Origin of the sequence: Natronomonas gomsonensis (assembly GCF_024300825.1) — an archaeon.
GTDB lineage: Archaea > Halobacteriota > Halobacteria > Halobacteriales > Haloarculaceae > Natronomonas > Natronomonas gomsonensis.
In genome coordinates, this window is the sequence record NZ_CP101323.1 from 722,132 (window position 1) to 748,734 (window position 26,603).

The following is a 26,603-nucleotide window of genomic DNA, read 5'->3' on the forward strand; positions in this document are numbered from 1 at the left end:
AAGCGACGATATGACCGAGACGGATGTCGTCGTCATCGGCGGTGGTGCGACAGGAGTCGGCATCGCCCGCGACCTCGCGATGCGCGGCGTCGATGTGGTGCTGTGTGAGCGCGGCGGCCTCGGGGCTGGAACGACTGGTCGGTCCCACGGGCTGTTGCACAGCGGCGCCCGGTACGCGACGGCCGACCCTGAGGGCGCTGCCGAGTGTATCCGTGAGAGTCGCGTGCTTCGAGATATCGCCGGGAAAGCGGTCGAACGAACCGACGGACTGTTCGTCCAACTGCCGGACGACGACCCCGCCGCGTTCGACGCTCGCATCGAGGCCTGCCACGACGTTGGAATACCGACGGAAACGCTATCTACCGACGCCGTCCGCGACATTGAGCCGGAACTCACTTCGGACGTGACGCGCGCCTTCCGCGTTCCCGACGGCGTCATCTACCCCTCCCGACTCCTCGCGGCGACTGCCGAAAGCGCCCGACAGCACGGCGCCGAAATACGGCCGAACGCCCCGGTGACCGACATCGTCGTCGCTGACGGAACTGTCACGGCCATCGAAACCGACGACGAACGAATCGCGGCCGACCACGTCGTCAACGCCGGGGGGGCGTGGGCTGGCCGCATCGCCGAACTCGCCGGCGTCGAAGTTCCGATGGCACCGACGACGGGCGTCATGGTCGCCGTCGACGTTGAGGGCGTCGACTCGGTTATCAACCGCTGTCGGCCGCCGGGCGACGGGGACATCGTCGTCCCACACGAGGACCGCGTCGTCCTCGGGACGACCAGCACGCCGGTCGAAGACCCCGACGACTTCCCGACCGACGAGGACGCCGTCGTGGCGATGCTGATGGAGGGTACCGCGATGGTTCCTTCCGTCGCCGCCGCCGACGTGGTCGACGTGTACTGGGGCGTCCGCCCACTGTATGGGGGCGACGACGGCGGACGCGGCCGGGACGCCTCTCGGGGGTTTCAGGTACACGACCACGACGTAGCGGGGCTGACGACGGTTACTGGCGGAAAACTGACGACGTATCGGCTGATGGCCGAAGCAGTCTCCGACGCCGTCTGTGAGCGATTGAGCGTCTCCGAACCGTGTCGGACCGCTGATGCGGAACTACCGGCCGAAGACGCCGAGGAACTCGATGCGCTCGTCGAGACGTTCGATGCTGTCGGGCCGGCAGATACCGACATCGTCGGCTGAACGTCACGACCGACCGTATCGGTGGCCGACCGCGAGGACGATGAGATGCAAGGCGACGAGCGACGTGAACAACCCGGCCCCTTGGAGGCCGCCGATGCCGTCGGCGAGCACCGGAACGTAGGCGACGGGAAGGAGGACGGCTGCCCAGAACGCAGTGGCTTCGATGGGTTTCCGAACTCGGGTGAGACCGTTCAGTGAGCCGTCTTCGCGATTCCGTCCCCATCTGACCATACGGGTGAGTTCCGTTAGGCCCATATCAGCGTTTACCCAATTTCGAGCCGACTGTGGCCCACGTGGAGCACTCGGAGTCGACCACAGAGGGACCCGAGAAGGAAGCCGACAAAGTGTGCGACCACGGCAACGCCGGGAGCAGCCGTCGCCAGCGTGACGCCGACCGCCAAGAGCAGAAACACCACGAGACGGCCACGGCGACCGAGAGGCACCCACGACAACACTCGCTCCGAAGCCCGGTTGCCGACGAGGAGGTAGCCGAACAGCGCAAAAATCGCACCGCTGGCGCCGAGTACTGCCGTTGGAGCGAACGCTGCAGTGACGACGACATGGGTGACGCCCGCTAACGCCCCTGCAGTGAGAAAGAACGCGTGAAAGCGTGGCGGTGTCGTCACACGTGCGACGAGCGGCCCCACGACTGCGAGTGCGACAGCGTTCACGGCGAGATGCATGAGGTCACCGTGGGCGTACACGCTCACGACGAGCGTCCACGGATGACGTTCGAGCGGCAACGCGAGGGTGAACGCCCACGACCCGACGCCGACCGCACCGGCGACAGTTTGGGTAACGAAGACGACCCCGAACAGAGATAGCGTCGTCAGCGTCGGACGGTCGGCCATGGACCGCCTTCGGACGCCGTGGTAATCAGTATTCGAGGTCGTCGGTGTGGCGGTCGAGGAAGAGCACCGCGACGATGCCGACGGCCGCCGGCACGACCACCGAGAGTACCGAGAGTGCCGTAATCTCGCCGACGTTCACGAGAACCTCCGTCGCCGGCAGTCGGAGGGCACCGACCATGAGACTGATGAGGAACGTCAGCGTCGCCTCGCGATACCGTCGGAGTGCCGCTCGCACGGCGTAAGCGACCGAGAACACGCCGACGATAGCACCGGCCATGAACGCCGCAAACGGTGCGAGCGCGTCGAGAAGCGGCGCGGTGTTGCCCCTGATGGCCTCTAGGATACCCGAGAGAATCGCCCGCGGGATGCCGCTGACGAACTCGTATTGGCCGAGCACCAACAGCAGGAACGCCCCGGAGACGCCCGGCAACACCATCGCGGAGATGGCGATGGCACCGGCGACGAACAGCACGGGCAGCGTCGACGGCGTCGACCCGCTCAGCGAGGGGTCGGTGACGAGAAACGCGAGGACGATGCCGATTGCGGCGACCACGATGCGGCGTGGTGTCCCCACGTCGACGTACCGGTAGAGAACGACCGCCGACGCAGCGATGAGGCCGAAAAAGAAGGCGTAGGTTGGCGCGCGGTACAGTTGAAGCGCGGCGTTCATCGCCGTCGCAATGGTCGCCGCCGCCGAAAGCAGGCCCGCCCCGAGGACGAGCAAAAAGGGAACGTCCATCCGGACGAGTTCCTCCGCGACCGCGGACCGTCCCTCCGCCGTGTGGATGCGGGCAAGAAGCCGAAGCGACGACGGGTCGAAGGAGGTCAGCGCCGTGATGAGCCGTTCGTAGATACCGACGATGACGGCGATGGTTCCCCCGGAGACGCCGGGGACAGTGTCTGCGGCACCCATACAGGCGCCCTTGAGGTACACCGCCAGCCATCCACGGAAGCCGGCGGAGTCCGACATCTATGCTGGCGGGGCGTACGCCGTCTGTTGGTTAGTCGTTTCGTTAGTACTCCCGTCACTGGTACCGTCCTGTTGGGCACCTTCGGGCTGTTGGGCCTGTTCGAGTTCGACCTGCACAGCCGTCTCGTCCTCGCCAAGTACCTGCCCTTCGGTCACGTCCGCCGTACCGGTCCAGCCGACGAGGTCATCCTCGCCGAAGCCGATGAACTGATACGAACTGTTCGCACGCACGGAGACGTTCGTATATCCGGCCTCGGTCCCGTATTCGTCGTATCCGGTCGTCGAGTAGGGAACCGTCATCTCGAAGTTTCCGTTCTCGTCGGTCTGGGCGAACTGGTTGTAGAAGAACGTCTCGCCGGTGCTCGGAACCACCATCTCGACGCTGGCTTCCACCTCGCTGTTCGCCGGGCCGGTACCCTCAATGGTGGCGCCGTCGACGCGCTCGAAGGTCTTGACCCACGAATCGGGCTGGGTCTGTTGGCCGGTCGCGCGCTCGAACGGCGAGCGCGCGGCGGCCTGACTGCCGTGGACCAGTCGGAAGTGTTCCAGCGCCTCGACGCGTTCACTCGGTTGGCCCATCACGCCGCCGTGAATCGCGTTGGGGTTCTGCTGGGCCGCCTCACGGGCCTCCTCGCTGCTGTTGTACGAGCGAATGAGTGACCCTTCTTCGGGCGGGGTCGCGACGCCGTTTTCGGGGTCGTACTGTCCGAACCGGGTGACGAACCGCGCCGGTTCGATGGCCGACCCGTGGTGTTGGTACAGCCGAACGCGCATGCTCTCGTAGGCGCGTTGAGTGTGGACGCCATAGATTGGCTGTCTGTTCTGGTTGATGACTGTCACGCCAACGTCACTCGATGAAACGTCGTGACGCGACTCGAAAGCCGTGGGGGCGTTGTACTTCGTCGTGCCCGCGTAGCCGAGTTGGTAGTCGACCATAACGTAGCGGACGCCCTCGGCCTCACCGCTGTCTTCTTCGAGGATGTTCAGCGACTCGGTCTCGTTGTCCGCCAGTAGGAAGTCGGCGGACTCGGTGGCGTGCTGCTGGAAGGGGTTCGCCACCGGCGCACGGTCGCCAGCGACGGTAATCCAGTGGCCGTAGTCCCACCACGCCAACACGCCGTACTCTCCGCTCTGGTACTCGAAGTCGTCCGTTCTGTCGTAGGTACCGTACGGTTCCAGTCGGGGCTCATCGCCCGTCGAGTACGACCCCATCTGGGGCGTCTCCTCGGAGAGCCAATCGAGGCTCCCCTCCCAGTTCTGTACCCCACCGGGGCCGACGTTCTCAGTTGCGGCGACCGGGGCCTGTATCACGAGGAGCGGCCCGGCGACGATGGCGAGCAGTGCAACCACGACGAGCACTTGGTACGGCTGGATGTTGGTGACGTCCTTTCGAACCGCTTTGAGGTCGACGAAGCCGAACACCCAGTGGACGACGTAGGCGTTGAGAACGGCCACCGAGATGACGAAGTAGTAGTCGAATCGTCGCTGGGTCAGCGTCGCCAGCAACATGAACACGGTAAACACTAGGATGAGGGAGTCCTCACCCTTCGGTCGCTCGGAGAACGCAAGCCGGTACGCGAGGAGTCCAAACCCGAACAGCGCAGTGAAGATGGCGAAGCCGTAGGAACTGTAGAAGAACTGTCCGGGGTTGGTTACGGCCTGTGCCTCGCCAACCGTCGCGGCCGTGTCGGAAGTCGTGAGCCCGGCGACACGGGTGAGTTGCGTGACCAGGAAATCGAAGACATCCGGAAGTACCACAGCGATGATGCCGAGTCCGACGACGCCGATGCCGACGATGGTAACCGGGTACAGCCGCGCCGAAAGGTCACGTCGGTCCCACTGCCGGGCGAGACCAGCCATGAACAGGACGCCGACACCGACGGTGAGTGCAATGAGCGGTTGGACAGGCGAGTAGTCCGTCGCCGAGAGCGATGTCGTCTGGATGAACAGCAGCATAAGCACCGCGACGACAACCATCGAGACGGCCGCCGGAATGGCGACGTGGTCGGGGCTGTGGCCCTTCAGGTACTCCAGCGTGAGATGAACGAGGAAGACGAACCCGAGGATACCAACGAGGAAGATGCCGGGCGACCAAACCAAGATGTAGGCGGTCATCGCGAGGCCGGCGACGATGGCCCATCCGAGCGGTCGTTTGAGTTCCTCGAACTCGCGGGCGGGAATGAACTCGTAGATGGGCTGGTCACGCTGAGCCGCCGTGAGCATCCCGATAATCGCCAACAGCGAGATGGAGATGAACAGGGTTTCGGCGACGTGGTGGTCGGTGAAGCCGGCGGTACTCCGTGAGAGGAAGGCTCCCGGCGTCAGTGCAAGGAGGGCGACGGCGACGATACCGCCGAAGCGACCGCCGAAGCGCTTTCCGAGGAAATACAGCGGAATCGCACACAGGACGCCAAAGACGGCCGGCGCGAGGATGAACACGGTATCGATGGTTCCCTGTGAGGGGTCACCCAGGCCGACGACGAGGATGGCCGTGGCGATGAGTTGGTCGTAGAGGGTCCCGAACTGTCCGGCTGCGGTACCGGTGTCGAACCCCGTCCACACGTCGTAGGGCATGGTGAACGGGTAGTTTTCGAGGACGTAGTTCGTCGACCGGTAGTGGTACCACGCGTCGTTGCCGGCGAACAGCGCGCCGTCGTCGGTGAGGAAGCGCTCCCAGTTGCGCACCCGGACCCACAACATGAACGCCATGAGGGCCACGATGACGGGGATGTGGTACAGCCGGTAGATGATGTCGAGTTGCGACTCGTACTCGTCGAGTCGCTCCTCTAGTTGGTCGAACCGCTGACTCATTGCCCTGACCCACTGTCAAAACGCGCATAAGCCTTTTCCATTGGTCCTCGAAAAGGTGGCTCACTCGGGGGGCGCCGAAAGCTTGGTCTTTTTATCCTTCGGTGTTCCAGACGGCGGTAATGCCCGACCTCGCGGACGTGTGTGTCCTCCTGCCGACGCTGAACGAGGCTGAGACCATCGGCGACGTCATCGATGGGTTCCGTGCCGAGGGGTTCGAACACGTTCTCGTCGTCGACGGCGACTCCACGGACGGAACGCGCGACATCGCTCGCGAGCACGGAGCGCGTGTCCTCACCCAGTCGGGGTCGGGGAAGGGACAGGCCGTCCGAGAGGGCGTCGAGCACGTCGAGGAACCGTACGTGTTGATGGCCGACGGCGACGGGACGTATCGGCCAGAAGACGCGGAAGCGATGCTCGAACCGCTGTTCGATGGACGGACCGAACACGTCATCGGGAATCGATTCGCCGACATGGAAGACGGCGCGATGAGTCGCCTGAACACCGTCGGCAACCGACTCATCAATCGGCTGTTCGCCGCCGTCCACGGCCGGAACCTCCGTGACATCCTCTCGGGGTATCGGGCCTTTACGCGGTCGTCGTTCGAGCGGTTCCAACTCGACGCCGACGGGTTCGGCATCGAGACGGAACTCGCCGTCGAATGCATCAGACAGGGCGTCTCGACGGAAGTCGTACCGATTCGCTACGAGGCCCGTCCCGGCGGTTCCGAGACGAACCTCCACCCGCTGAAGGACGGCGGCCGAATCGTCCTCACGCTGTACACGCTGACGAAGACGAACAATCCCATCTTCTATTTCGGGAGCGTCGCCGTCGCCGGAACCGCACTCGGGACTGTTCTGGCCGCCTACGTCGGCTACGACTACTTCGTCCGCGGCATTTCACACGAAGTTATCGCCCTGTTGTCGGTGTTCTTCATTCTCCTGTCGATGCAGTTGCTGATGTTCGGCGTACTATCGGACATCATCGTCTCGGTGAACCGAGAGCAGACGCGGCGGCTCGAAGAGATATCAGACCGGCTGCGGGAACTGGAAGATTAAAACGGCAACAGGGAGCGCAGTTGCCCGACGAGACTTCCGTTGGCCGCCTGTCGCCGGGCCTCGAAGACGGGATGCAGGGCGTTCATCAGGTTCTGTTTTGTCTCGAAGTTGCTGACGTGGGTGTTGTCGAGTGCCTCCGACAGGGACATCGTGTTGCCTGTCGCGTCGTAGGGGATTTCCGGGTCACCAAGCGCATCGAGCAGTTCCTGCTGGGTCGCAGGAAACTGAATCTCCGCCCGGTCGAGGTGCTCATCGAGCGCGGCGATACCGAAAGCGACTGTGTCGGGGGGTTCATCGTCCCCTTGCTGTGGTGGCCGGACTCCCATTACACCGAGGTTCGAGCCTCATCACTGTAAACCCTCACTTCTCGTGACAACACGGATGGACAACGCCTATCCGGTCCGGCGCCGTCTCGGGGGACATGACCGACTACACGACGGTTTCGATTCCGAAGGACCTCGCAGAGCGCATCGAGGAGACCATCGAGGGAACCAGCTTTTCGTCGACGAGCGACCTCGTTCGGTTTCTGCTCCGGAGTATCGTCATCCAGCACCAACAGCGCGGCGAACTCACCGAGGCTGAGTTCGAAGAGATAACCGACCAGCTACAGGACCTCGGTTACCTGGAGTAGTCCTCGAGTTCTCCGGGCGGCGGGGCGGCATCGACGACCTCGAGACCGTATTCGTCGCCGGAGCGGTCGAAGGCGGCGACGCAGTCCTCCTCGTACGGCGGCACCGCGACGAAGACGACTTCGTGTAGGTCGTCGGCTTTCGTCAGCGCCAACACGCCGTCCGGATGTGAGATGAACCGCCCGGCCGTGCCGGGCGTCGAGAGGTCCATCCCGAAGACTGCGGTGACAGACCCGCCGGTGTCGGGGAGGTACATGTCGGTGAACACCGACGCCTCGGACGGAAGTCCGGCATCGAGTTCCGACGCCGGTGTCACCGCTAAGGCGACGGTCACCGACGAGGGGTCGCGGTCCGTCGCCAACTCCAACAGCGCGGTCAGCAGTCCCTGCGTGATGTAGACCACGGGTGGAGTACGACGAACAGCGGTAAATGTCCGTCGGACGGTTGAATTTTCACGTTCTGAGACGGCCCGTCGGTAGAACTAACAGCTCATTAGCCGTATCGTGGGGGAAGTTAACACGTAATTATAAATAACCCGTGCGGGCGAGCGCTGAGACGGCAGACGGATGGCATACGTTAATTTTATCTTTAAATTGACAAAAACTTTATATATATGGCGCTCATCGGGTGAACTGTAATGTCCGCAAGCACCACCCCCGAGTCGGAGTCGAGTTCGATCAAGGCGTTCCTCGCAGAGCACCCCCGAATGGCCGGCGTCCTGTTCACCGCCCTGCTGCTGCTGAGCCAAGCTGGAATGGTCGCTGGTGGCGGGTACGCTGGACCGTAGAGACCCAGTTACAACAAGTCGCTCAACGAGAGCGTGTCAGACCAGCCGAACGTTCCATCGAACAGTACCGGGAGTACAGCCAACGAGAGGTATTCTTCGAGCACCTGCTCGGATACGTTGAACGTCGGTAACGTTCCGGGACACAGATAGACCTCTTTGATGCCCTGAATCGGCGGGCGGTATTGCGTTCCCATACCGAATCCGCTCGTGGCGTACGTCGTGAGCGTAACGTCGTACTCATCCGACTCCGCGTCAACTCTCGCAAGAACTGGCACGTTGCCCTGATGTTGGGCGATATCGGCGTTCCCATCGCCGATAACCAGATACTGGGTCCCGACGATGCTCCGTTCGCGCGCGATGTTCAGCGCCGACCGCAGCGGGAACCCGTAGTTGAGCAGTTTTGCCAGCGTCTTTCCGATTCGGACAGCACCGCTGTTTATCACGTCATCGAGCGTCACGACGCCCGAAATCGCACCTTTTTCGATGAGTCGCCGGCCCTGCCGATAGGAGCGACAGGCATTTAAAAAGAAGATGTCGAGGTTGATGTCGCCGACGGAATCGACATCGAGCAGGCCGTCGGAGCACTCGAATCCCCCCTCGTCGACGTGGCCGATGTAGTGAAAGAAGTCCACGTCGGATTCGAGGACGAGCGCGAGGCGGTCGGTGGTCAAATCCTCGTAGAACGTCACGTCGATGGGGAACTCCTCGCGAGAGCCGTACACCTCCGCGGCGACGTCGCGTTCCTCCAGCATCTCCTCGTCGTTGCAGACGACGACGATTTCGATATCGCCCTCACGGGGGTCTCGGTCCAGTCGGTTCCGGAACGCTTCCGGGATGGCCTTGCTGGCTCCGAGCGGCGTCCCCTCTCCAACCCAGGTCTGTTCGAGGGAATCCGCCTGGTCGGGTTGGACGTGTTGGGTCGGGGTCGCCGGGGACTCGGATGGAGAGCGAGTCGTCGAGCGGACGAACTCGCCGTCGTCGGGTGTCGACGCCTCGAAGGGGCCGTCGTTTTCGACGAACGGGTCGTCGTTCTCCACTGAGAGCTGTGACGGAGAGCGAACGACCGCGAGGTCGTCGACGAGGAACGGCAGCACCTCGAGGCTCGACCCGACTGGGTCGACGTGGGCAGTGAGTTTCCACGTCGGGACGAACGACGAAATCGAATCGTAATCGACGGTGTTGTACGCCGCAAGGCGCTCGGCGCCGGACCGTCCGTACAAGTCGCTCAGGTCGACATCGAGCGACGACGCGACGGCGCGGCGCTCGTACAGCGGGACTGACCGGGGACCTGCCGTCCGAACCACGCAGTCCAGAAAAAAGGTCCGCTTGAGCGTCCGCTCGACGGTCCGCTCGAAGCCCCCATCTCCTTCCAGGGAGAACGGTTCTCCGTCGACGACGAGTTGCGGTTCGGACCCCGGGACGACCTCGGCACCGAGATAGTACGCCAGCGGTGCGACGGCCAGCGGCTCGAACAGCGACTCCGGGACTTCGATGTGAACGTCCGTCTCGGGGGGCTGTAGGCCGTCGGGGACGGACAGCGACGACCCCCGCTGGAGCGCGGGCGGGTGCCCGCGGAGCGTCGGATACGACCGCTCGCTCGCGGTCGTCTTCATCGCACTGCCGAACGTCGACACCGCGGCCATCACGTCCGTCGGGTCGTCGGTCGTGGTGACAGTCGCCGCCGGTTGTTCGTGATACGAGCGCGCACCGATTCGGACAGAAGCGGCCTCCGAGAGTGTAACATCCATCTCGGAGACGGTCGTCTGAACGTCTATCGCGCCTTCGAGTTCGACGTAGAGTTTCACCGGACCCGACAGTTCGAGGGTGTAGTGGCCGTCGTCGAACGACACCGATTCGAAGTACTCCACCTCGGTAACGTCCGTGCCGTCGTGGACGAAGGTTCGCGAAAACCCTTCGAACGTAAGTCGCCCAGCCGTGAGTTCGACAGCCGTGTCGACGGGGTAGTTGAACTGACTGTCGTCGGCGGGCGTCGGGTCGGACGGACGGTCCGTCCGAATCTCACAGTGGCGCCGTTGGATACGGTCGTCGATGCGAATCCCGCACTCGCCGTCGAGGGAGCGTACCGATACACGGTTGATGTGTTTGCCCTCCTCTCCGCTCGTGCCGGAACCCATTCCTGCCGGGGGTTCTCCTGTCACGAGCAAAAGCCTATCGACGGTGTCAGAAACCCAAAAACTGCTTGAAGCTCTTGAGATACATACTGGGTGCCTTCGAGCGGGAGCCCTTGATTGCCGTCCTGATGTGTTCGTTCACGCCTTCGAAGACGCCGGGTCCGTGCCCGACGAGTAGTCGCTCGGCGTCGTACTCCCGTAGCGACCGCGGGGGAATCATCCGCAACATGGGGTGGACGCCGAGGGACTCACTGGATGCCCGGAAGTAGTCGACAGTGCCCAGCGCTTCGGGGACGACGAGCGTCTCGCCGTCGTACAGGACTGCTTCCTGCCAAAGTGGATTGTCGACGAGTGCGTCGACCCTGAAGTCGGCCAACTGGCCGCCGAACCGCTCGGTAGGTGCATCGAGGGCGTTGGCGACCCCGTTCATCCACTCGGGGACGAAGACGGGTACGTCGTGACGGTTGGCGATAGCTGCACAGTCCCGCTTGTGTCGGTCTAAGAGCGTGACGACGCCGGCCACCTCGCCGAACTCCGCCAGGAGTTCGTCGACACCCTCGGCGTCGACGGGGTCGAGGACCCACAACTCGTCGTCGCTGACGACGGCGTGGGAGGCACGCTGCATCGTCTCCTCGGGGTGGGCAATCCAGCCGACACCGTCGTCGAAGCGGTCTACGACTTCCATCTCCGCATCCCCAGATGCTTTAATCGGCATACCGACAGGAACGGCCCGACGCGGTATAAATCTCGGAGTGCCGGCAGTCGCCACCACCCCATCGACCGCCCCCGGGGTTTATCGACGTGGCGGCCACATCTCCTGTATGCTCGGTGCGTGTCGCTGGCTGACGTTGGAGGTCAAGTATCTCGACCCAATCGTCGAGTTCTACCGCACGCACCTCGACGTTCCGGTCGTGTCCGAATCCGACCGGGAAGTCACCCTCGGCGTCGGTGGCAACTCCGAACTCCGCCTGCGTCGTCCCGACGGCATCCCACGGGGCGGACTTCACACCCACTACGCCTTCGCCTGCCCGGAAGACGACTACGATGCGTGGTGGGACCGCCTCGAAGACGACTTCGAACTACAGGAGGTCGACTTCGGCGGGATGCGCTCGCTGTACTTCTACGACCCCGAGGGCAACTGCGTCGAAATCGGAACGGCGGGCGAGAGCACCGACGGCGACAGTCCGGCACTTTCGGGGATTTTCGAAGTCGTCTTCGAGGTCGAAGACCTCCCGAGCGCGGAGGCGTTCTACACCGACCTCGGGTTCGAAATCGTCGACCAAGGCGACAACAGACGACGGACGCGGCTGACGACGGGACCGTTCGACATCGAGTTGTGGGAGCCGCATCTGGGACTGGCCGACGCCCGTGGCGGCGTCCACGTCGACGTGGGGGTGGACTCACAGGACCCAGAACGCGTAGCCGATTCCGTGGCTGCACGCGTGACGAAACGGGAGTCGGTCGACGGCGGCGTCCGGGTTCGGGACCCCGACGGCCACTACCTGACGTTTCTCAGTTGAGGCGGTCGGTGTCGATGTCTCGGTCGGGCGGGGCGACGACGAGGAAGTCCCGGAAGTGCATCAACTCCCCGCCCATGTCCCGAATCTCGCGGGCGAACCCGGCTGCGAGTTCGTTGAGGTCACCATCGACGTTCAACACGAGCACGTCCCCGCTTTCGACGTGGGCAATCCACTCCTCGGGGTCCGTCGTTCCGTCGAGGACGCCGAGGACGACCTGCCCGCCCGTTTCGGGGTCGTCGAGTTCTCCCTCCGCCGTCTGCAAGTCCAGGTCGAAGTCGCTCATACCCGATGCATCGAGCGCTGAAGAAAAAGCCTGCCGGCCTCACTTGCGGGCCGGAGTTCACTCGAATACCGCGCTTTCCTCCCGAAGCGCGTCGATGTCGTCTGCCACCGCGGCGGCTTGCTCGGGGTCGAGAGCTATCTGTACCTCGTTGCCCTCCGCATCGGTGGCGACGATTTTCACCCGTCGGTCACCGAATGCACGCCCCTCGACGTCGGTGGCGTCGAACAGTTTGGCGGTCGCCGACTTGTCGGTTGGTCCGACGTTCTTGACGCTTCCGTCCTTGAACTCGACCATGAACGAATCGAGGTTGAGGTTGAGCATATCCTCGCTGGGCGTCGAGGAGGCATAACCGTTCTCCGTTCCGGGAGTCGAACGTGTGTCTTCTGGCAACGCCTGCCACCAACACCTGTCATTAAATTATCTGCGTGTTGTCCGTTGATATGGTACGAATCGCTATCGAGTACTGTGCCCCGTGTCGACTCGGGGCCGAGGCGGTCGCGACACAGCGGGTTCTCTCTGATTATCTCCGTGACTACGACGAAGTCGACGGTGTCACGCTGGACCCCAGCGGCGAGGAGGTGTTCTGCGTCCACGTCGACGACGAACCCGTGTGGTCGGTCGACCCCGACGGCCGCGTCGACCCGATGGAGGCTGTCGCCGCCGTCCGTTCTCGATTGGCCGTCTGACCCACTCGTCGCATCGGTGACACGGGCCGCTTTTGTCCACTCGACTCCTACGGCCGTCAGTGACCGACGAGTCCGCCACATCCGACGAACCAGACGACCCGGCGGTCGACGTTCGGACGTTCTTCGACGCCCTCGAACGCCACGAGCGGCCGGTCGTCACCGCCAGCGAGGTTGCCCGCCTCGTCGACTGTTCGCAGTCGGCCGCCGTCGATGCCCTCGAATCCCTCGTCGAGACCGGCGACCTCCAGCGACTCGACGTCGAGGCCGACCCGGTCGTCTGGTTCCCGAACGACTACCGTGAAACCGCCGCTCGCGAACGCATTACGGTGTTCCCGAAGCGCCGCGAAATCGTCGCGGACAACCCGACGCAGTTCACCCGCGCACGACTCTCCCAGTTCGCACATCTCCGGGATACGAACCGCGATCAGGGGTACATCTACGAAGTCCGCGAACAGGACATCTGGAACGTTCCACACGACGACTACGAGGACCTCCGAACGACCATCCGCACGGCGCTCGGTGGCCGCTACGACGCCTTAGAGGAATGGGTCGAGGGCCAATGGGTTCGTGCCCACAGGTTCCGACTGGCGACCCACGAGGACGGCTACGTCGTCCTCGAAGCACAGAGCGCGGACCTACTCGGCAACGTCGCCGAACAGCACCTCGACGACGGCGTCCTCCGGGCCCGCATCGGCGACGAGACGGCGTGGGTCGCTGAAGAGAAAACCGCCGACCTCAAGCGGACGCTGTACGAGGCCGGCTACCCGGTACAGGACGACCGCCAGCTCGATTTGGGCGACGACCTCCCACTCGAACTCGAACTCGACTTGCGGCCGTATCAGGCCGACTGGGTCGCTCGCTTTGCCGACGCGAAGTCGGGCGTCCTCGTCGGCCCGCCGGGGTCCGGCAAGACCGTCGCCGCCCTCGGCATCATGGCTGACATCGAGGGGGAAACCCTGATTTTGGTCCCCTCTCGGGAGTTGGCCGCCCAGTGGCGCGAGCGAATCCTCGAAGACACGTCCCTCACTCCCGAACAGGTCGGGGAGTACCACGGCGGCGAAAAGGAGATTCGTCCCGTCACCATCGCCACCTACCAGACGGCGGGGATGGACCGCCACCGAATGTTGTTCGACTCCCGGAAGTGGGGTCTCATCGTCTACGACGAGGTCCACCACATCCCGGCGCCGATAAGCCGGCGCAGCGCCGACTTGCAGACGAAACATCGACTCGGGCTGTCGGCGACGCCCATCCGGGAAGACGACAAGGAGCGAGACATCTACACGCTCGTCGGCCCGCCCATCGGCACCGACTGGGACGCGCTGTTCGACGCCGGCTACGTCGCCGAACCCGAAGTCGAGATACGATATCTACCGTGGGCCTCCGAGACCCACCGCAACGAGTACGGCTCCAGCGAGGGCCACGAAAAGCGGCAACTCGCGGCGACCAACCCCGCCAAGATACAGGAAATCGAGGCGATTCTCCGCGACCACCGCGGTTCGAAAGCCATCGTCTTCGTGGAGTTCATCGAACAGGGCGACGCGATAGCGGAGGCCCTCGGCGTGCCCTTCATCAGCGGCGAGACGCCACACGCCCGCCGAAGTCGGCTGTTCGACCGGTTCCGAACCGGCCCACTCGACACCATCGTCGTCTCCCGGGTCGGCGACGAAGGTATCGACTTGCCCGACACGGAGGTCGCTATCGCCGCCTCGGGACTCGGTGGGTCGCGCCGTCAGGGTGCCCAACGGGCCGGCCGGACGATGCGCCCCGTCGGCAAAGCGAGAATGTACGTCCTCGCGACGCGAGGAACGCGCGAGGAGGATTTCGCACGCAAGCGCACCCAACACCTCGCATCGCGGGGCGTCCGCGTTCGGGAGGCCGACCCCATCGCCTTCGGCGGCGGACGGGTGGCCGGCGACGATTCCTCGGCTCCCGCCGGCGAGGAGTAGGTTCAAATCGGTCCCCCGCGATTGTCGACTCGTGACAGACGGCTCCGAGGCGGACGGCCAGCCCCGCCACGAGCGACTCGCTCGCCACTCGACGCCCGGACCCCGGAACTCCTTACAATCGTGGACGGACGCGAAACACCCCTTCCGCGTCGCGTTCAACTACGCGTTCATCGTCGCGGCACGACACTCTCCGAGTCTGCGTCTGAAAAACTGGCTGCTGCGCCGTATCGGCGTCGACGTCGGAACCGGGGTCTCGTGGGGGTTGGAGTCGACGCCCGACGTGTTCTGGCCCGAACTCATCACCGTCGGCGACGACGCCATCATCGGCTACGACGCGACGCTGCTGTGCCACGAGTTCCTCCAAGAGGAGTACCGAACCGGAGAGGTACACGTCGGCGAGCGAGCGATGATAGGCGCCGGTACCGTCGTGTTGCCGGGCGTCGAAATCGGCGCCGGAGCGCAGGTCGCCGCCAACTCGCTTGTCGCCGACGACGTGCCACCGGGAGAGACGTGGGCCGGCGTTCCCGCCGAGCCAATTGACGGCAACGAGGAGTAAGTCGAGTCCCTGCCGTTCAGGAGCCTGCGGCGACCAATTCGTCGACAACCGCTTCGATGTCGGGGTCGACCCAGGGGTCATCCGATTGCCAGGCGTACTCGATAGTCAGGTCCGGTGCGAGGACGTACAGGGTCCGCTTGGCCAGTCCTGCTTCGACGCCGTCCCCCGCGTCCTCCTCGTGGATGGCGTCGTAGGCTGCACAGACGTCCCCTTCGACATCGCTCAAAAGCGGGAAATCGATGTCGTGGTCGTAGGCGAACGCCTCGTGCGTGAAGAGGCTGTCCCGGGAGATACCGTAGACATCTCGGGACGTGTCGATGGACGAAAGGGCGATATCGCGCAGCGAACAGAGTTCGTCGGTACAGACGGGGCTGAAATCGCCGGGGTAAAACGCGAGAAGTGTCGGAGAGCCGCGAGCGAACTCCTCGAGGTGGTATTCGGTCATCCCCCGTTCGTCGGCGTCGTTCGGCAGTCCGAGTCCAGAGAGTGTAAAGTCGGGCGCGGTCGTCCCTTCCGAGAGCATATGATCCCTTCGTCGGTTCGAGGCAAAATTCTGTGGGTCACCGAAGCCGCGAGCGCAATCAGGTCTCCCGAACCCGCATCGCGCCCTCTCGGAGTACCGTCCGGTTCGGTATCATGTACTCCTCGCCGTCGTCTTCGACGTAGGTGACGAACACGTCCATCTCCTGGACGATACCGCGGTTGTCCGCGATTTCGACCTCGTCACCGATGGTGTACGGTTCGGTCAAAAGCAGGTAGATGCCGGCTGCGGCCGAGGACAGAAGGTCCTTGAACGCCAATCCACCGAGAAAGAAGACGCCGAAGGCGTAGGCCGCGAGCAGGACCAACAGCGCACCGGTCGCGACGCCGAGTTGCGACAGCGCGATGAGCACCGCGACGTACAGCACCGACACCTTCACCAGCGTCGGAATCAGCGTCACTTCGGGCAGTTTGATGCTTCGGAGTTGTTCGCCGACGACGAGTTCGGCCTTGTCGGCGGCGATGAGTCCGACCATCACGACGAGCACCGCGATGAACACCCGTGGGAGGAAATCAACCAACTCCTGTATGAACAGTTCCGAGGGCAGCACTCCGAGCGTTCGGAGCGCGTACAGCGCCGCGACGGTGAAGACGAACAGACCACACAGTTGTGCGAGCAGGCGGACGCTGGAACTGCCGAGTTGCTGGGCGGTTCGCTCGAACGGCGTCCCCTCGACGGCATCGTCGACGCTGAGCGCGACGAGGACGCGATGAACGACCCACGCGGTCACCGCACCGAGTATCAGGCCACCGACGACGACTCCGACGGCGACGGCGAGGTTCTGTTCGGCCGCCGTGAGGTCGGCGTACCACCCGCGTGCGGTGACCAGTGCCATCAGTACTCCTCCGGGTCGAGTTCGAGGACGATTTCACCGCCGGAGAAGGCGCGAACCAGTCCGTCTGACTCCGAGAGGACGACCGCAACGGCGTTGGTGTCGCGGGTGATCGCGCCGGCGGCCATGTGTCGGGCGCCGAGTCCCTTCGGGATGTCGACCCCTTCGGCGGAGGGTTCGAGGTACCGGTACGCCGAAACGATTTTTCCGGCGTCGCTGATGACGAAGGCACCGTCGAGTCGAGAGAACTCCTTGAGCATCACGTCGACGATTGGGTCACCGACGTGGACGTGACTCTTCTCGAAGGGGTTGTAGGAGAGCGGACGGGATTTGTTCATCACCTTGCCGGCGTCGCCGACGACGAACAGCGCGCCGACGCGTTTGCCTTTCTGTCCTTTCTTCCCCAACTCGATTGCGACTTCGAGGACGTTCCGGATGACGTTGGGGTCGGCACGGCTGTTGACGAAGAGGTCGTACACTCCGGAATGTTCGAAGTCACCCGCGCGGACGCGAGAAATCGTGTCGATGTCGTCGGCGAACAGTTTCGTCGCACACGCGACCTGGTCGCCCTCTTCGAGGTACTCGTTGTCGAGGCCGCCCTCGATGCCGAACCGTATCCGCTCTCTGAGGTCCCGAAATTCCAAGGGAAGTTCGACGTAGTTGTCGGCGTCGACGTCGTTTTCCGGACCGACGACCACCAGCGGCGTCTCGGAGTCGGCGAACCGCTCGAAAAGCGATGCGCTCGGGGAAAACAGGAACACGCTATCCACGTCGGCTACGATATCATCCAACAGGTCCCCGAGTTCACTCATCATTTGCCTATCGAATCAGACAGGAAAAAAGATTGCGGGCAGTACGACGCCTGACTGACGAGCGTTACCACGCCATTACGTCGTAGGGACTCGTGGATTCGCACACAGTTATAAGTCCGTGGCACTCGCCCACGTGTCATGGCATCATCTGACGATCCCTCGGTCGAACGCTATCGGAGACGCCCGGAAACGGTCGCCACGGACCGCGGTGACGGACCACCGCTCGTGTTGTGTCACGGAACGCTCATGGACCGGACGATGTTTGCACCCCAAATCGAGGCCCTCGAAGACGACTACCGCGTCGTCGCCTACGACACCCGGGCGCGAACCGACCGCTACGACGGCCCCTACGACCTGTACGACCTCGCCGACGACTGCGCCGCGTTGATGGACGCGAAAGGTATCGACTCCTGTGTTCTCGGCGGCATGTCGATGGGTGGGTTCATGGCGCTGCGGTTCGCCGAGCGCTACCCCGACCGCGTCGACGGTCTCGTCATGATAGACACCACCGCCGGCACACACGACGACGACGAAATCGAGCGCTACACCGAAATGATAGAGACGGCCCGCCAGACGGGCGAGGTTCCCGAACAGTTGGCCGGGGTCATCCAGCACATCCTCTTCGGGGCGACGACAAACGCGGACAACGCCGACCTCGCCGAGAGGTGGGTCGACCGCTGGCGGACCTACCCCGGCGAATCGGTGTATCACGAGGTGAACTCGTGGCTCGAACGCCCCGACTTCACCGACGAACTCGACGACATCGACGTGCCTACGCTCGTCGTCCACGGCGAGGAGGACGTGGCGTTGGAACCCGAGCGCTCCGAGTCGCTCCTCAAGCGACTGGACGCCGAACGCGTGATGGTTCCCGAGGCCGGCCACTCCTCGAACCTCGAAAACCCCGACCCCGTCAACGACGCACTCGCCGCGTTCCTCGACGGCGTGTACTGACCGCTGCCCGCTAATCGGCTCGTTCGATGTCGATTCTGTTTTCCGAAACGTGGAGGAACGTAATCTGGTTCTCCGTGTTGTTCAACTCCAACTCGTGGGTCATCGGTTCGTAAGCGAGTTTTCCGTTCCCATCGGCCTCGAAGGACTCTGCGACGACGCCGCCGACGATGTTGTCGTCTACCGCCCCGCCGCCGTTGATTTCGATTGTCGACCCCGGCGCGTAGACTGCACCGGTGAACTGCGCTGTGCCGCTGAACGACAGAGTATTGCTCTGGTTCGTATGAATCAAGACGAGCAAATCAGATGGGTTCCCGTTCGTGTTCGTCAGCGGATTGCCAGTGGCATCCAGCGTCCCGTTTACGTACACCGTGACAGTGCCGCCGCCCGTTATCTCTTGGTCGACGCTGTGGGGTCCGCCCTGTCCTTTCAGGGTGAGGTCGCCGTCGACGACGATGTCGATGTCACCGTCGCTGGTGTCGAACGTCGTTCCGGAATCGATGGTGACCGACTCGTCGGCGTAGTGGACTCCGTTTTTGATGACTTCGTTCTCGACGGTTCCGTCGAGACTGGCGCAACTACCGGTTTCACAGTCGTCGATACGCGCTTCGATTTCGGAACTCGGAGAGGGTCGGTCGACGCCGTCGATGGTCGGCCCCTCGACCGCCCCCTCGTCGATTCCGCCGATGGTCGTCGCCGCGACGGCGTGGTCGAACGTCTCCTCGAAGGGGACGGTCAGGTCGGCGACGACCGTCCGATTGTCGGGGAAGTGCTGGACGTTACCCTCGGCACGACTCGCGAAGAACGTCGCCCATCCGTCGTGGTAGTCGCTTTGGACCTCCACGTACACCGTGCCGTTATCGAGCGGGTTCCCCAACCCCCCATCAGGAAACACGATTTCCGTTCCGTTGTCGCCCATCGTCCCCCGAACCGTCCCGGAGTCAGACCACGGCTGACCGGTCATTCGGACCAGCGGGAACGTCAGCGTCCGTCCACGATAGTGGTACTCCGGCGGCGAAACCATGACGCCACCGTCGGCATCGCCACGCCAGACGCCACCGCCCTGATAGGCCACTTCTTCATCGCCGACGGAGTAGACGAGGGAACCAAACGAGGCGTTGAGAATTTCTGTTTCACCGCTCCCGTAATCGTGATACACCCGGACTGACCCGGCGTTCGGCCGGAACGAAACGGTCCCGTCAGCCCCATCGAGACGGAACTGCTGCCGAGGGGACCCGCCCAAGCCGACCTGACTACCGCCTGCGCTTATTTGTGAGACGGCCTGTTCTGCGCTCTGCATCTGTGCGTCGGCTTTCGTGTCGACGAATGCAGCCCCACCGATGACCACGATAGTCGCCGCCGCAGTGAGTACGAAGCCCAAAATGAGCACGTTCCCGATGACCCCTGACTGCGCCCGCTCACCGACGGTTTTCATTGTCGTTCGTTTCGAACTCTTCGAAGCTTATTAATGGGAGAGGATATTCGAGTTTCGAAATCGAGACTGTTCAAAAAACCACAGAGCGAACGGAGGACGATGACACACCCAGAGGGACTATGAGTTCGCCGCGCCTACGAAGGGTATGCGCGTTGCTGTATTCGGCGCTGGTTACGCCGGTCTAACCGTCGCACGACGACTCGAACGGTGGCTCCCGGAGGCGGTCGACATAGTCGTCGTCGACGAGTCGCCCTCACATCTCGTCCAACACGAACTGCATCGAGCCATTCGCTACCCGGACCTCGCAGATACGATTACTGTGCCGCTGGAGGACGTACTCACTCGGGCAACGGTTCGGCAGGCACGTGTCACCCAACTCGACCCCGAGGCGGGCGTCGCGACGCTCGATGTAGACGGCGAGACGGAGTCCTTGGAGTACGACTTCGCCGCGGTGTGTCTCGGCGCTGAGACGGCGTTTTACGACTTACCGGGCGTCGAGGAGCACGCCACGCCCCTGAAACGGCTGAATCACGCCGAAACCATCCGCAGCGACGCGTTCGATTCCGCCGGCGGCAACGCAGTCGTCGGTGGCGCCGGCCTCTCCGGGATTCAGGTCGCCGGGGAACTCGCGGCGCTTTCCGATAGCGAGGGGCTCGACCTCGACGTGACCGTCGTCGAGATGGCCGACCGCGTCGCACCGTCGTTCGACGAGAGTTTCGCCCGCGCCGTCAGGCGGGAACTCGACGCCCGGGGGATAGCCGCCGAGACGGGAGCGACCGTCGAGCGCGCCGACGAAGACGGTATCGACCTCGCCGACGGCCGAACGCTCGCCGCCGACTTCCTCGTCTGGACCGGCGGCATCCGCGGCCCCGACGCCCTCGGCGGCGAGCGACGCCCCGTCAACGCCGACCTCGCAGTCGGTGACGGGACCTTCGTCGTCGGCGACGCCGGCGCAGTCACCGACGAGTGGGGCGACCCCGTTCCGGCAAGCGCCCAGACAGCCGTCCGTGAGGCGCGAATCGCCGCAAAGAACATCGACCGACTCGTCAGGGAACGCCGCGACGACGACGAACACGCCCGACTCGCGACGTACAGTTTCGACTCCCCCGGGTGGGTCGTGAGCATCGGCGACGGCGCAGTGGCTCAAATCGGTCCCGTCGTCTGCAGCGGCGACCCCGCGAAGGCAGCGAAAGCCGCCATCGGCGCCGGCCACCTCAGCTCGGTTGGAGCCATCGAACGCGCTTCGGAACTCGTCCACGAGGAGTTGGGATGGCCCGATGCATCCGCCTTCGATTTCTCAGCGGAGTTGGCCCGGCTCGTCGAGCGCTACGAATTCACCGCCCAAACCGACCCGGCGACGCCGAGTGAACTCGAAGTGCCGTTCCTCGACACCACGCTCGCCTTCGCTGAAACGATGGTCCCCGGCGGCACCGTAGACGTGACCCGGGCCACCAGACTGGCGGACCGTTCACATCCCGGAAGCCCCGCGAACGTCTTCGAAGACCTCGTCTTCGGGGCGTTGGGTGGCATGTTCGGTTCGAAGCGGACCGAGAACGACGAGGAGTAAAACAGCGTTCGCCGGGGAGGAAGACGGAATCGTAAGTATCCGCGGGCGCCGTAGGCGCTCGCGGTTCTCCGGACGCGACCGTAGGGAGCGTCCGCGTCGTTTTTCCCCAAGTTTTTGCGACCGAGTGGTGCCCGCAGCACGCCGGAGGCGCGCGAGGAAACCCCTCCTCGAAAAAGTGGGTGTTCCTAGAAGCCCTTACCCTGCAGTTCGCGGGCGATAATCATCTTCTGGATTTCGGTAGTACCCTCGTAGATTTGGGTGATTTTGGCGTCGCGGTAGAACCGTTCGGCGTCGAAGTCGTCGACGTACCCCGACCCACCGTGAATCTGGACGCACTCGTTGGCTGCGTCGACGGCGATACGGGAGGCGAACTCCTTGGCCATCGAGGCGAGCATCGTGTTCGGCTGGCCGCCGGAGTCGACTTCCCAGGCGGATTTGTAGGTGAGGTTGCGTGCGGCTTCGGTTTCGGTGTGCATGTCGGCGAGTTTGTGCTGGATAGCCTGGAAGTCGCCGATGGGACGGCCGAACTGCTCTCGTTCCTGTGCGTATTCGAGAGCGCGCTCGGCGGCACCTTTCGCAATCCCAATACCCTGTGCGGCGACGCCGGTTCGAGTGGCGTCGAAGAAGTTCATCTGCTGGAGGAAGCCGGCACCTTCCGCACCGACGAGGTTTTCCTCGGGGACACGCACGTTATCGAGGATGAGTTCGGCGGTGTCGGAGGCGCGGATGCCCATCTTGCCCGTGATTTTGTCGGCTTCGAAGCCGTCGCGGTCGGATTCGACGATAATCTGGGAGAAGCCGTTGTAGCGGCCGTCGGCATCCGGGTCCGTTTTACACAACACGACGAAGAAGTCACCAACGCTGCCGTTGGTAATCCACATCTTGTTGCCGTTGATAACCCACTCGTCGCCGTCCTTCTCCGCCCGCGTCGACACCGACGACACGTCAGACCCCGTGTCAGGCTCGGAGATTGCGGCTCCGGAGATGGCATCGCCCCTCGCGACGGGTTCGAGGTACTCCTCTTTCTGCTCTTCGGTGCCGTATTCGAGGATTGCCTCGGTGCCGAAACTCGTGGCGAGAATCGACAGCGCGATACCGGGGTCGGCCGCGAACAGTTCCTCGGCGATGAGAACCGAGTCGACGGCCCCGTAGCCGGCGCCACCGTACTCGATGGGAATCGTCGCTCCACAGAGACCCATCTCGGCGGCCTCGTCGACGATGTCGTGGGGGAACTTCTCTTCGCGGTCGTACTCCTGTGCGTTCGGTCGGACTTCGTTGTCGGCGAAGCGCTTGACCTCTTCTTTGAGTTGTTGTTGCTCGTCGGAGAGCCCAAAGTCCATGATTCTTCAACAGGATTGCCACCACATAACACTTCTCAATTGGCCCAACCGGTTGGGTGGCCGACGCTTCAGTACGAAAACAAGCCGAGAAGGAAACGTTGAAACACGTTCCGAGTGTGGTCTCGCCTGCTAACAATGGAATTCGACGATATCGAGACCATCGCGGTGCTCGGGGCCGGTAACATGGGCCACGGCATCGCGGAGGTCGCCGCCCTCGCGGGATACGACGTGAACCTGCGGGACATCAAAGAGGAGTTCGTCCAGAACGGCTACGAGCAGATAGAGTGGTCGCTTGAGAAACTCGCCGAGAAAGAACAGATTTCCGAGGAGGAATCCGAGAACGCCATCGACCGCGTGACGCCGTACGTCGACGTTGAAGACGCCGTCGGCGAGGCCGACTTCGTCATCGAGGCCGTCCCCGAGAAGATGGACATCAAGAAGGACGTCTACGGTGACGTCGAGGAACACCTCCCCGAAGACGCCATCATCACCTCCAACACGTCTTCGCTTTCGATTACGGACTTGTCGGAAGTCACCGAGCGGCCCGAGCAGTTCTGCGGGATGCACTTCTTCAACCCGCCGGTCCGGATGCAACTCGTCGAGGTCATATCCGGTGCACACACCGCCGATGAGACCCTCGATGCGACCGAGGAACTCGCCGAGGCGTTCGGCAAAACGCCCGTCCGCGTCCGCAAGGACTCCCCCGGCTTCATCGTCAACCGTATCCTCGTTCCCCTGATGAACGAGGCCTGCTGGATGGTCTCGGAGGACGCCGCCACGAAGGAGGAAATCGACTCGACGACGAAGTTCGACATGGGCCTGCCGATGGGGTCGTTCGAACTCGGCGACCAAGTCGGCAACGACGTGACCTACCACGTCCTGGAGTACATGCACGAGGTATTGGGCGAACCCTACGAGCCCGCACCGTACCTCGAGGAAATCGTCGAAGCGGAGCGCTTCGGCAAGAAGACCGGCAAGGGCTTCTACGACTACGAGGACGGCGACGGACCGGACATCCCGACCGACGCCGGTAGCGAGGACATCGCCAACCGACTGGTCGCCGTGATGGCCAACGAAGTCGGTAACCTCGTCGGCAACGACGTCTCGAACCCCGCCGACATCGACGAGGCAGTCATGCTCGGTGCCGGCTTCCCGGACGGCCCGGCGAAACTCGCCGACGACGTTGGCCTCGATACGCTCGTCGAGACGCTCGAAGAACTGGGCGAGGAGACGGGCCACCCGCGCTTCGAAGTCTCCGACGGTCTGCAGGAAGCCGCCGAGGCCGGCGGTTTCCACGGCGGCGACGACGACGGCGAAGTCGAGTTCACCAACATCGAGATTCGCCACCCCGGCGACATGGTCGGTCAAATCGTCCTCGACCGCGAGGCTCGGATGAACACCATCAACCCGGACCTTCTGGACGAACTCGCCGAAGCCATCGACCTGATGGAGGACGACGACGAGGTCCGTGCCCTCCTCATCACGGGCAAGGGCGACCGCGCGTTCTCCGCCGGCGCCGACGTGACCTCGATGGCCTCCAACGCCGAACCGCTGGAAGCCATCGAACTCTCCCGGAAGGGCCAACAGACCTTCGGCAAGCTCGAAGACTGCGACATGCCGGTCGTCGCCGGCATCGACGGCTTCGCGCTGGGCGGCGGCTTCGAGCTGTCGCTGTGCTGTGACTTCCGCATCGCCTCCGAGCGGTCGGAACTCGGCACGCCCGAGCACAACCTCGGTCTGCTCCCCGGCTGGGGTGGCACTCAGCGTCTCGGCCGTATCGCCGGCCTCGGCCGCGCCAAGGAAATCGTCTTCACCGCCGAGCGGTACGACCCCGAGACGATGTACGACTACGACGTGGTCAACGAAGTCGTCGAGAACGACGAGTTCGACGAGCGCGTCCACGAGTTCGCCGCCGACCTCGCCGCCGGTCCGCCGGTCTCCCAAAAACTGACCAAGCGCGCGATGCACCGTGGCTTCGAGGACGTCGAAGCCGGCCTCGAACTCGAAGCCCAGGCGTTCGGTCACCTCATCGGCACGGACGACCTCATGGAGGGCATCACGGCCTTCATGGGCGACACCGAACCCGAGTTCGAAGGCAAGTAACGTCGATTCCACCCGATTTTGATTTTTTCCGACGCCCGATAGCAGCCCGCTCCGAAACCGACAACCGACAGCCGCGTCTACCCGGACGTGATGGTCGGCTCCAGAACCCTGACGGCGCTGGTGGGACTCCTCGGCAGCCTCGCTGTCAGTGCAGCGCTGTACTGGTATACGGGGTCGGTGCTGTTCTTCCTGTTCGTCCCCTTCGTTCCGTTCCTGTTCGGCTCAGGCGGCCTCACCGACGAGTCGGGGCGACAGCCGAAACGATGTGGCAGGTGTGGGTTCAGGACGACCGAGGAATCCTACGACTACTGTCCGCGGGACGGAAGCCGACTGGTCGAGACGGACGGCGATTACTGAGTGTCCTCACGTTTGTCGTCTCCCGCATCCTCTTCGACCGGTTCGGACTCGGTGGAGTCAGTCACGTCGGACTCGGCCGCCACCGACTCCGCTGCAGTGGGACTGCTATGGTGTGACTGCCGCAGCGCGGCGGGTGAGACAACTATCGGCTGAATCGGCGTGCCGTCGAGCAGTTCCGGGAGGACGAAGCGGGCGAAGTGAAACACCAACACGAGCAACAGCGGTCCAAGGAACAGCCCGTACCAGCCGAACAACAGTGGTCCGAGGATGTAGGCCACCATCACGAGCCCGACGTGGAGATTCCGGCCGGAGACGTACGGGCGCAGGAGGAGGTCCGGAATGAAATCGATGAGAATCCCCGAGATGACGAAGAACACCACGGGAAACCACAGTGGGTCGCCCCGGAGCAGCGCCTGTCCGAACAGCAATCCGCCGACCGGGACGTACACCAGTTTCATTCCGACCACTGGAACGAGACTGGTGACGCCGACGAGAATGCCCAACAGCGCCGGGTATGGGACTGCGAGCCCGGGCGGGGCGACGAGGTTCAGCAGGCTGTAGGTGATGGTGCCGATGACGGCCGCGATGACGGCGTTGAGGATGTTACCGAAGTAGACGCTCTTGAGGTCGCGGTCGACCGCCGTGCCGTAGGCGTCGAGGACACCCGCCTCGTCGCCGAAAACGTCGCGCACCCAGCCGGCGAGTTTCGGCCCGTCACGGAGCAGGTAGAACGTGAGCGCGAGCGCGACGAACAGGTGCAGGAGCACCGAGACGACGAAGGGAAGGTAGTCGTAAATCCCGTCGAAGACGACGAGAAGTGCGTCGACGACGTCGGGGTTTTGGAACAGCGTCGCCGGGTCTTCGACGAGCGCCGACACGTCGAAGTACGGCGAGACGATGCTCTGGACCGGACCCAAGTCGACGGTTTGAGCGAGCGTTCTGAGTTCCTGTAGCGCGACCGCGGTCGTGTACGCCAACAGGAGAATGACTGGGACGGAAAGACAGAGGAGCGATGCTGCGGCGGCGAACGTCGGGCGGAGGTGTCCACGCAGGTGGCGGTACAGCGGCCGCGAGACGTAGTACAGAAACAGGGCCGTGACGACCGTCCCAACGAAGGCGTAGAACGTCGCGGCGACGACGATGGCGAAAGCGAGACCGACGCCCCACCACGCCAGTCGGCCACGGGAGGATTCGCTGACCATACCCCACCCCGGACCCCGACGATTAAAAATCCGACCCGC

At 63.6% G+C, this 26,603-nt stretch carries 28 protein-coding genes; 12 read left to right on the forward strand and 16 right to left on the reverse strand.

Going from position 1 to position 26,603, the window contains the following annotated elements:
- Positions 1-10 precede the first annotated feature (10 nt).
- Positions 11-1,201 carry an FAD-dependent oxidoreductase gene (locus tag NMP98_RS04020; protein WP_254860268.1) on the forward strand — a complete coding sequence of 397 codons (1,191 nt, stop codon included), beginning with the start codon at positions 11-13 and terminating at the stop codon, positions 1,199-1,201.
- A 3-nt stretch (positions 1,202-1,204) separates the two neighbouring features.
- On the opposite strand, the gene NMP98_RS04025 is transcribed toward NMP98_RS04020, so the two are convergent.
- Genes NMP98_RS04025 through NMP98_RS04040 form a run of 4 tightly spaced genes read right to left on the reverse strand, consistent with a single transcriptional unit; the run spans position 1,205 to position 5,833 of the window.
- Positions 1,205-1,432, reverse strand: coding sequence for a DUF8028 family protein (locus NMP98_RS04025; protein WP_254860269.1), 228 nt, complete (start codon positions 1,430-1,432; stop codon positions 1,205-1,207).
- A gap of 32 nt (positions 1,433-1,464) precedes the next feature.
- The gene (locus tag NMP98_RS04030) at positions 1,465-2,052 is read right to left on the reverse strand and encodes a rhomboid family intramembrane serine protease (RefSeq protein WP_254860270.1); all 588 of its coding nucleotides are present in this window, start codon (positions 2,050-2,052) and stop codon (positions 1,465-1,467) included.
- A 25-nt stretch (positions 2,053-2,077) separates the two neighbouring features.
- Positions 2,078-3,022 carry a DUF368 domain-containing protein gene (locus NMP98_RS04035; protein ID WP_254860271.1) on the reverse strand — a complete coding sequence of 315 codons (945 nt, stop codon included), beginning with the start codon at positions 3,020-3,022 and terminating at the stop codon, positions 2,078-2,080.
- The gene (locus tag NMP98_RS04040; RefSeq protein ID WP_254860272.1) at positions 3,023-5,833 is read right to left on the reverse strand and encodes an oligosaccharyl transferase, archaeosortase A system-associated; all 2,811 of its coding nucleotides are present in this window, start codon (positions 5,831-5,833) and stop codon (positions 3,023-3,025) included.
- A gap of 119 nt (positions 5,834-5,952) precedes the next feature.
- Here NMP98_RS04040 and aglJ point away from each other — a divergent pair, with 119 nt between their 5' ends.
- A complete protein-coding gene (aglJ, locus tag NMP98_RS04045; protein WP_254860273.1) occupies positions 5,953-6,888 on the forward strand; it encodes an S-layer glycoprotein N-glycosyltransferase AglJ in 936 nt (311 codons plus the stop codon).
- Here the strand turns inward: aglJ and NMP98_RS04050 are convergent.
- Positions 6,885-7,214: a DUF5789 family protein gene (locus NMP98_RS04050; RefSeq protein WP_254860274.1), complete on the reverse strand. Its 330-nt coding sequence runs from the start codon at positions 7,212-7,214 to the stop codon at positions 6,885-6,887. The two genes, aglJ and NMP98_RS04050, sit on opposite strands and share 4 nt — an antisense overlap.
- Before the next feature lie 95 nt (positions 7,215-7,309).
- On the opposite strand from NMP98_RS04050, the gene NMP98_RS04055 reads away from it, so the two are divergent.
- On the forward strand, positions 7,310-7,519 hold the full coding sequence (locus NMP98_RS04055) for a ribbon-helix-helix domain-containing protein (protein ID WP_254860275.1): 210 nt from the start codon (positions 7,310-7,312) through the stop codon (positions 7,517-7,519).
- Here the strand turns inward: NMP98_RS04055 and NMP98_RS04060 are convergent.
- The gene (locus tag NMP98_RS04060) at positions 7,507-7,920 is read right to left on the reverse strand and encodes a JAB/MPN domain protein-containing protein (protein ID WP_254860276.1); all 414 of its coding nucleotides are present in this window, start codon (positions 7,918-7,920) and stop codon (positions 7,507-7,509) included. The two genes, NMP98_RS04055 and NMP98_RS04060, sit on opposite strands and share 13 nt — an antisense overlap.
- 234 nt (positions 7,921-8,154) lie before the next feature.
- Here NMP98_RS04060 and NMP98_RS04065 point away from each other — a divergent pair, with 234 nt between their 5' ends.
- Positions 8,155-8,304, forward strand: coding sequence for a DUF7503 family protein (locus NMP98_RS04065; RefSeq protein ID WP_254860277.1), 150 nt, complete (start codon positions 8,155-8,157; stop codon positions 8,302-8,304).
- 8 nt (positions 8,305-8,312) lie between these two features.
- On the opposite strand, the gene NMP98_RS04070 is transcribed toward NMP98_RS04065, so the two are convergent.
- Positions 8,313-10,439 carry a CHAT domain-containing protein gene (locus NMP98_RS04070; protein ID WP_254860278.1) on the reverse strand — a complete coding sequence of 709 codons (2,127 nt, stop codon included), beginning with the start codon at positions 10,437-10,439 and terminating at the stop codon, positions 8,313-8,315.
- Positions 10,440-10,485: 46 nt separating this feature from the next.
- Positions 10,486-11,151: a hypothetical protein gene (locus NMP98_RS04075; protein WP_254860279.1), complete on the reverse strand. Its 666-nt coding sequence runs from the start codon at positions 11,149-11,151 to the stop codon at positions 10,486-10,488.
- Between the two features lie 106 nt (positions 11,152-11,257).
- Between NMP98_RS04075 and NMP98_RS04080 the strand changes: the two genes are divergently transcribed.
- Positions 11,258-11,956: a VOC family protein gene (locus NMP98_RS04080; RefSeq protein WP_254860280.1), complete on the forward strand. Its 699-nt coding sequence runs from the start codon at positions 11,258-11,260 to the stop codon at positions 11,954-11,956.
- On the opposite strand, the gene NMP98_RS04085 is transcribed toward NMP98_RS04080, so the two are convergent.
- Together NMP98_RS04085 and NMP98_RS04090 are read right to left on the reverse strand one after the other, a co-directional pair.
- Entirely contained in the window at positions 11,949-12,239 is a 291-nt protein-coding gene (locus NMP98_RS04085) for a DUF5779 family protein (protein WP_254860281.1), read from the reverse strand. The genes NMP98_RS04080 and NMP98_RS04085 overlap by 8 nt on opposite strands.
- 57 nt (positions 12,240-12,296) lie before the next feature.
- A complete protein-coding gene (locus NMP98_RS04090) occupies positions 12,297-12,560 on the reverse strand; it encodes a hypothetical protein (RefSeq protein ID WP_254860282.1) in 264 nt (87 codons plus the stop codon).
- Positions 12,561-12,679: 119 nt separating this feature from the next.
- Between NMP98_RS04090 and NMP98_RS04095 the strand changes: the two genes are divergently transcribed.
- Genes NMP98_RS04095 through NMP98_RS04105 form a run of 3 tightly spaced genes read left to right on the forward strand, consistent with a single transcriptional unit; the run spans position 12,680 to position 15,427 of the window.
- The gene (locus tag NMP98_RS04095) at positions 12,680-12,925 is read left to right on the forward strand and encodes an Rdx family protein (RefSeq protein ID WP_254860283.1); all 246 of its coding nucleotides are present in this window, start codon (positions 12,680-12,682) and stop codon (positions 12,923-12,925) included.
- Between the two features lie 59 nt (positions 12,926-12,984).
- Entirely contained in the window at positions 12,985-14,871 is a 1,887-nt protein-coding gene (locus tag NMP98_RS04100) for a DEAD/DEAH box helicase (protein WP_254860284.1), read from the forward strand.
- Between the two features lie 31 nt (positions 14,872-14,902).
- Positions 14,903-15,427: an acyltransferase gene (locus tag NMP98_RS04105; protein WP_254860285.1), complete on the forward strand. Its 525-nt coding sequence runs from the start codon at positions 14,903-14,905 to the stop codon at positions 15,425-15,427.
- Positions 15,428-15,443: 16 nt separating this feature from the next.
- Here NMP98_RS04105 and NMP98_RS04110 read toward each other — a convergent pair whose 3' ends face one another.
- The 3 genes from NMP98_RS04110 to dacZ are packed head-to-tail and all read right to left on the reverse strand — an operon-like array spanning position 15,444 to position 17,612.
- Entirely contained in the window at positions 15,444-15,950 is a 507-nt protein-coding gene (locus tag NMP98_RS04110) for a redoxin domain-containing protein (RefSeq protein ID WP_254860286.1), read from the reverse strand.
- A gap of 58 nt (positions 15,951-16,008) precedes the next feature.
- A complete protein-coding gene (locus NMP98_RS04115) occupies positions 16,009-16,803 on the reverse strand; it encodes a mechanosensitive ion channel domain-containing protein (RefSeq protein WP_254860287.1) in 795 nt (264 codons plus the stop codon).
- On the reverse strand, positions 16,803-17,612 hold the full coding sequence (gene dacZ / locus NMP98_RS04120) for a diadenylate cyclase DacZ (RefSeq protein WP_254860288.1): 810 nt from the start codon (positions 17,610-17,612) through the stop codon (positions 16,803-16,805). Before dacZ ends, NMP98_RS04115 begins: the two co-directional genes overlap by 1 nt.
- A gap of 138 nt (positions 17,613-17,750) precedes the next feature.
- On the opposite strand from dacZ, the gene NMP98_RS04125 reads away from it, so the two are divergent.
- Positions 17,751-18,563, forward strand: a complete 813-nt coding sequence (locus NMP98_RS04125; protein ID WP_254860289.1) for an alpha/beta fold hydrolase — start codon at positions 17,751-17,753, stop codon at positions 18,561-18,563.
- A 10-nt stretch (positions 18,564-18,573) separates the two neighbouring features.
- Here NMP98_RS04125 and NMP98_RS04130 read toward each other — a convergent pair whose 3' ends face one another.
- Positions 18,574-19,995 carry a DUF7289 family protein gene (locus NMP98_RS04130; RefSeq protein ID WP_254860290.1) on the reverse strand — a complete coding sequence of 474 codons (1,422 nt, stop codon included), beginning with the start codon at positions 19,993-19,995 and terminating at the stop codon, positions 18,574-18,576.
- Positions 19,996-20,140: 145 nt separating this feature from the next.
- On the opposite strand from NMP98_RS04130, the gene NMP98_RS04135 reads away from it, so the two are divergent.
- On the forward strand, positions 20,141-21,562 hold the full coding sequence (locus NMP98_RS04135) for an NAD(P)/FAD-dependent oxidoreductase (protein WP_326494476.1): 1,422 nt from the start codon (positions 20,141-20,143) through the stop codon (positions 21,560-21,562).
- A gap of 185 nt (positions 21,563-21,747) precedes the next feature.
- On the opposite strand, the gene NMP98_RS04140 is transcribed toward NMP98_RS04135, so the two are convergent.
- On the reverse strand, positions 21,748-22,902 hold the full coding sequence (locus tag NMP98_RS04140; RefSeq protein WP_254860291.1) for an acyl-CoA dehydrogenase family protein: 1,155 nt from the start codon (positions 22,900-22,902) through the stop codon (positions 21,748-21,750).
- A gap of 135 nt (positions 22,903-23,037) precedes the next feature.
- Here NMP98_RS04140 and NMP98_RS04145 point away from each other — a divergent pair, with 135 nt between their 5' ends.
- Positions 23,038-25,005: a 3-hydroxyacyl-CoA dehydrogenase/enoyl-CoA hydratase family protein gene (locus NMP98_RS04145; protein WP_254860292.1), complete on the forward strand. Its 1,968-nt coding sequence runs from the start codon at positions 23,038-23,040 to the stop codon at positions 25,003-25,005.
- Positions 25,006-25,095: 90 nt separating this feature from the next.
- Positions 25,096-25,362 (forward strand): hypothetical protein, encoded by a 267-nt coding sequence (locus NMP98_RS04150; protein WP_254860293.1) that lies wholly within the window; start codon positions 25,096-25,098, stop codon positions 25,360-25,362.
- Here the strand turns inward: NMP98_RS04150 and NMP98_RS04155 are convergent.
- Positions 25,356-26,564: an AI-2E family transporter gene (locus NMP98_RS04155; protein WP_254860294.1), complete on the reverse strand. Its 1,209-nt coding sequence runs from the start codon at positions 26,562-26,564 to the stop codon at positions 25,356-25,358. The genes NMP98_RS04150 and NMP98_RS04155 overlap by 7 nt on opposite strands.
- Positions 26,565-26,603: the final 39 nt, after the last annotated feature.

Coding starts and splice junctions, on each gene's coding strand:
- NMP98_RS04020 (WP_254860268.1), top strand. CDS start 11: ATGACCGAGACGGATGTCGTCGTCATCGGCGGTGGTGCGACAGGAGTC.
- NMP98_RS04025 (WP_254860269.1), bottom strand. CDS start 1,432: ATGGTCAGATGGGGACGGAATCGCGAAGACGGCTCACTGAACGGTCTC.
- NMP98_RS04030 (WP_254860270.1), bottom strand. CDS start 2,052: ATGGCCGACCGTCCGACGCTGACGACGCTATCTCTGTTCGGGGTCGTC.
- NMP98_RS04035 (WP_254860271.1), bottom strand. CDS start 3,022: ATGTCGGACTCCGCCGGCTTCCGTGGATGGCTGGCGGTGTACCTCAAG.
- NMP98_RS04040 (WP_254860272.1), bottom strand. CDS start 5,833: ATGAGTCAGCGGTTCGACCAACTAGAGGAGCGACTCGACGAGTACGAG.
- aglJ (WP_254860273.1), top strand. CDS start 5,953: ATGCCCGACCTCGCGGACGTGTGTGTCCTCCTGCCGACGCTGAACGAG.
- NMP98_RS04050 (WP_254860274.1), bottom strand. CDS start 7,214: ATGGGAGTCCGGCCACCACAGCAAGGGGACGATGAACCCCCCGACACA.
- NMP98_RS04055 (WP_254860275.1), top strand. CDS start 7,310: ATGACCGACTACACGACGGTTTCGATTCCGAAGGACCTCGCAGAGCGC.
- NMP98_RS04065 (WP_254860277.1), top strand. CDS start 8,155: ATGTCCGCAAGCACCACCCCCGAGTCGGAGTCGAGTTCGATCAAGGCG.
- NMP98_RS04070 (WP_254860278.1), bottom strand. CDS start 10,439: ATGGGTTCCGGCACGAGCGGAGAGGAGGGCAAACACATCAACCGTGTA.
- NMP98_RS04075 (WP_254860279.1), bottom strand. CDS start 11,151: ATGCCGATTAAAGCATCTGGGGATGCGGAGATGGAAGTCGTAGACCGC.
- NMP98_RS04080 (WP_254860280.1), top strand. CDS start 11,258: ATGCTCGGTGCGTGTCGCTGGCTGACGTTGGAGGTCAAGTATCTCGAC.
- NMP98_RS04085 (WP_254860281.1), bottom strand. CDS start 12,239: ATGAGCGACTTCGACCTGGACTTGCAGACGGCGGAGGGAGAACTCGAC.
- NMP98_RS04090 (WP_254860282.1), bottom strand. CDS start 12,560: ATGCTCAACCTCAACCTCGATTCGTTCATGGTCGAGTTCAAGGACGGA.
- NMP98_RS04095 (WP_254860283.1), top strand. CDS start 12,680: ATGGTACGAATCGCTATCGAGTACTGTGCCCCGTGTCGACTCGGGGCC.
- NMP98_RS04110 (WP_254860286.1), bottom strand. CDS start 15,950: ATGCTCTCGGAAGGGACGACCGCGCCCGACTTTACACTCTCTGGACTC.
- NMP98_RS04115 (WP_254860287.1), bottom strand. CDS start 16,803: ATGGCACTGGTCACCGCACGCGGGTGGTACGCCGACCTCACGGCGGCC.
- dacZ (WP_254860288.1), bottom strand. CDS start 17,612: ATGAGTGAACTCGGGGACCTGTTGGATGATATCGTAGCCGACGTGGAT.
- NMP98_RS04125 (WP_254860289.1), top strand. CDS start 17,751: ATGGCATCATCTGACGATCCCTCGGTCGAACGCTATCGGAGACGCCCG.
- NMP98_RS04130 (WP_254860290.1), bottom strand. CDS start 19,995: ATGAAAACCGTCGGTGAGCGGGCGCAGTCAGGGGTCATCGGGAACGTG.
- NMP98_RS04135 (WP_326494476.1), top strand. CDS start 20,141: ATGCGCGTTGCTGTATTCGGCGCTGGTTACGCCGGTCTAACCGTCGCA.
- NMP98_RS04140 (WP_254860291.1), bottom strand. CDS start 22,902: ATGGACTTTGGGCTCTCCGACGAGCAACAACAACTCAAAGAAGAGGTC.
- NMP98_RS04145 (WP_254860292.1), top strand. CDS start 23,038: ATGGAATTCGACGATATCGAGACCATCGCGGTGCTCGGGGCCGGTAAC.
- NMP98_RS04150 (WP_254860293.1), top strand. CDS start 25,096: ATGGTCGGCTCCAGAACCCTGACGGCGCTGGTGGGACTCCTCGGCAGC.
- NMP98_RS04155 (WP_254860294.1), bottom strand. CDS start 26,564: ATGGTCAGCGAATCCTCCCGTGGCCGACTGGCGTGGTGGGGCGTCGGT.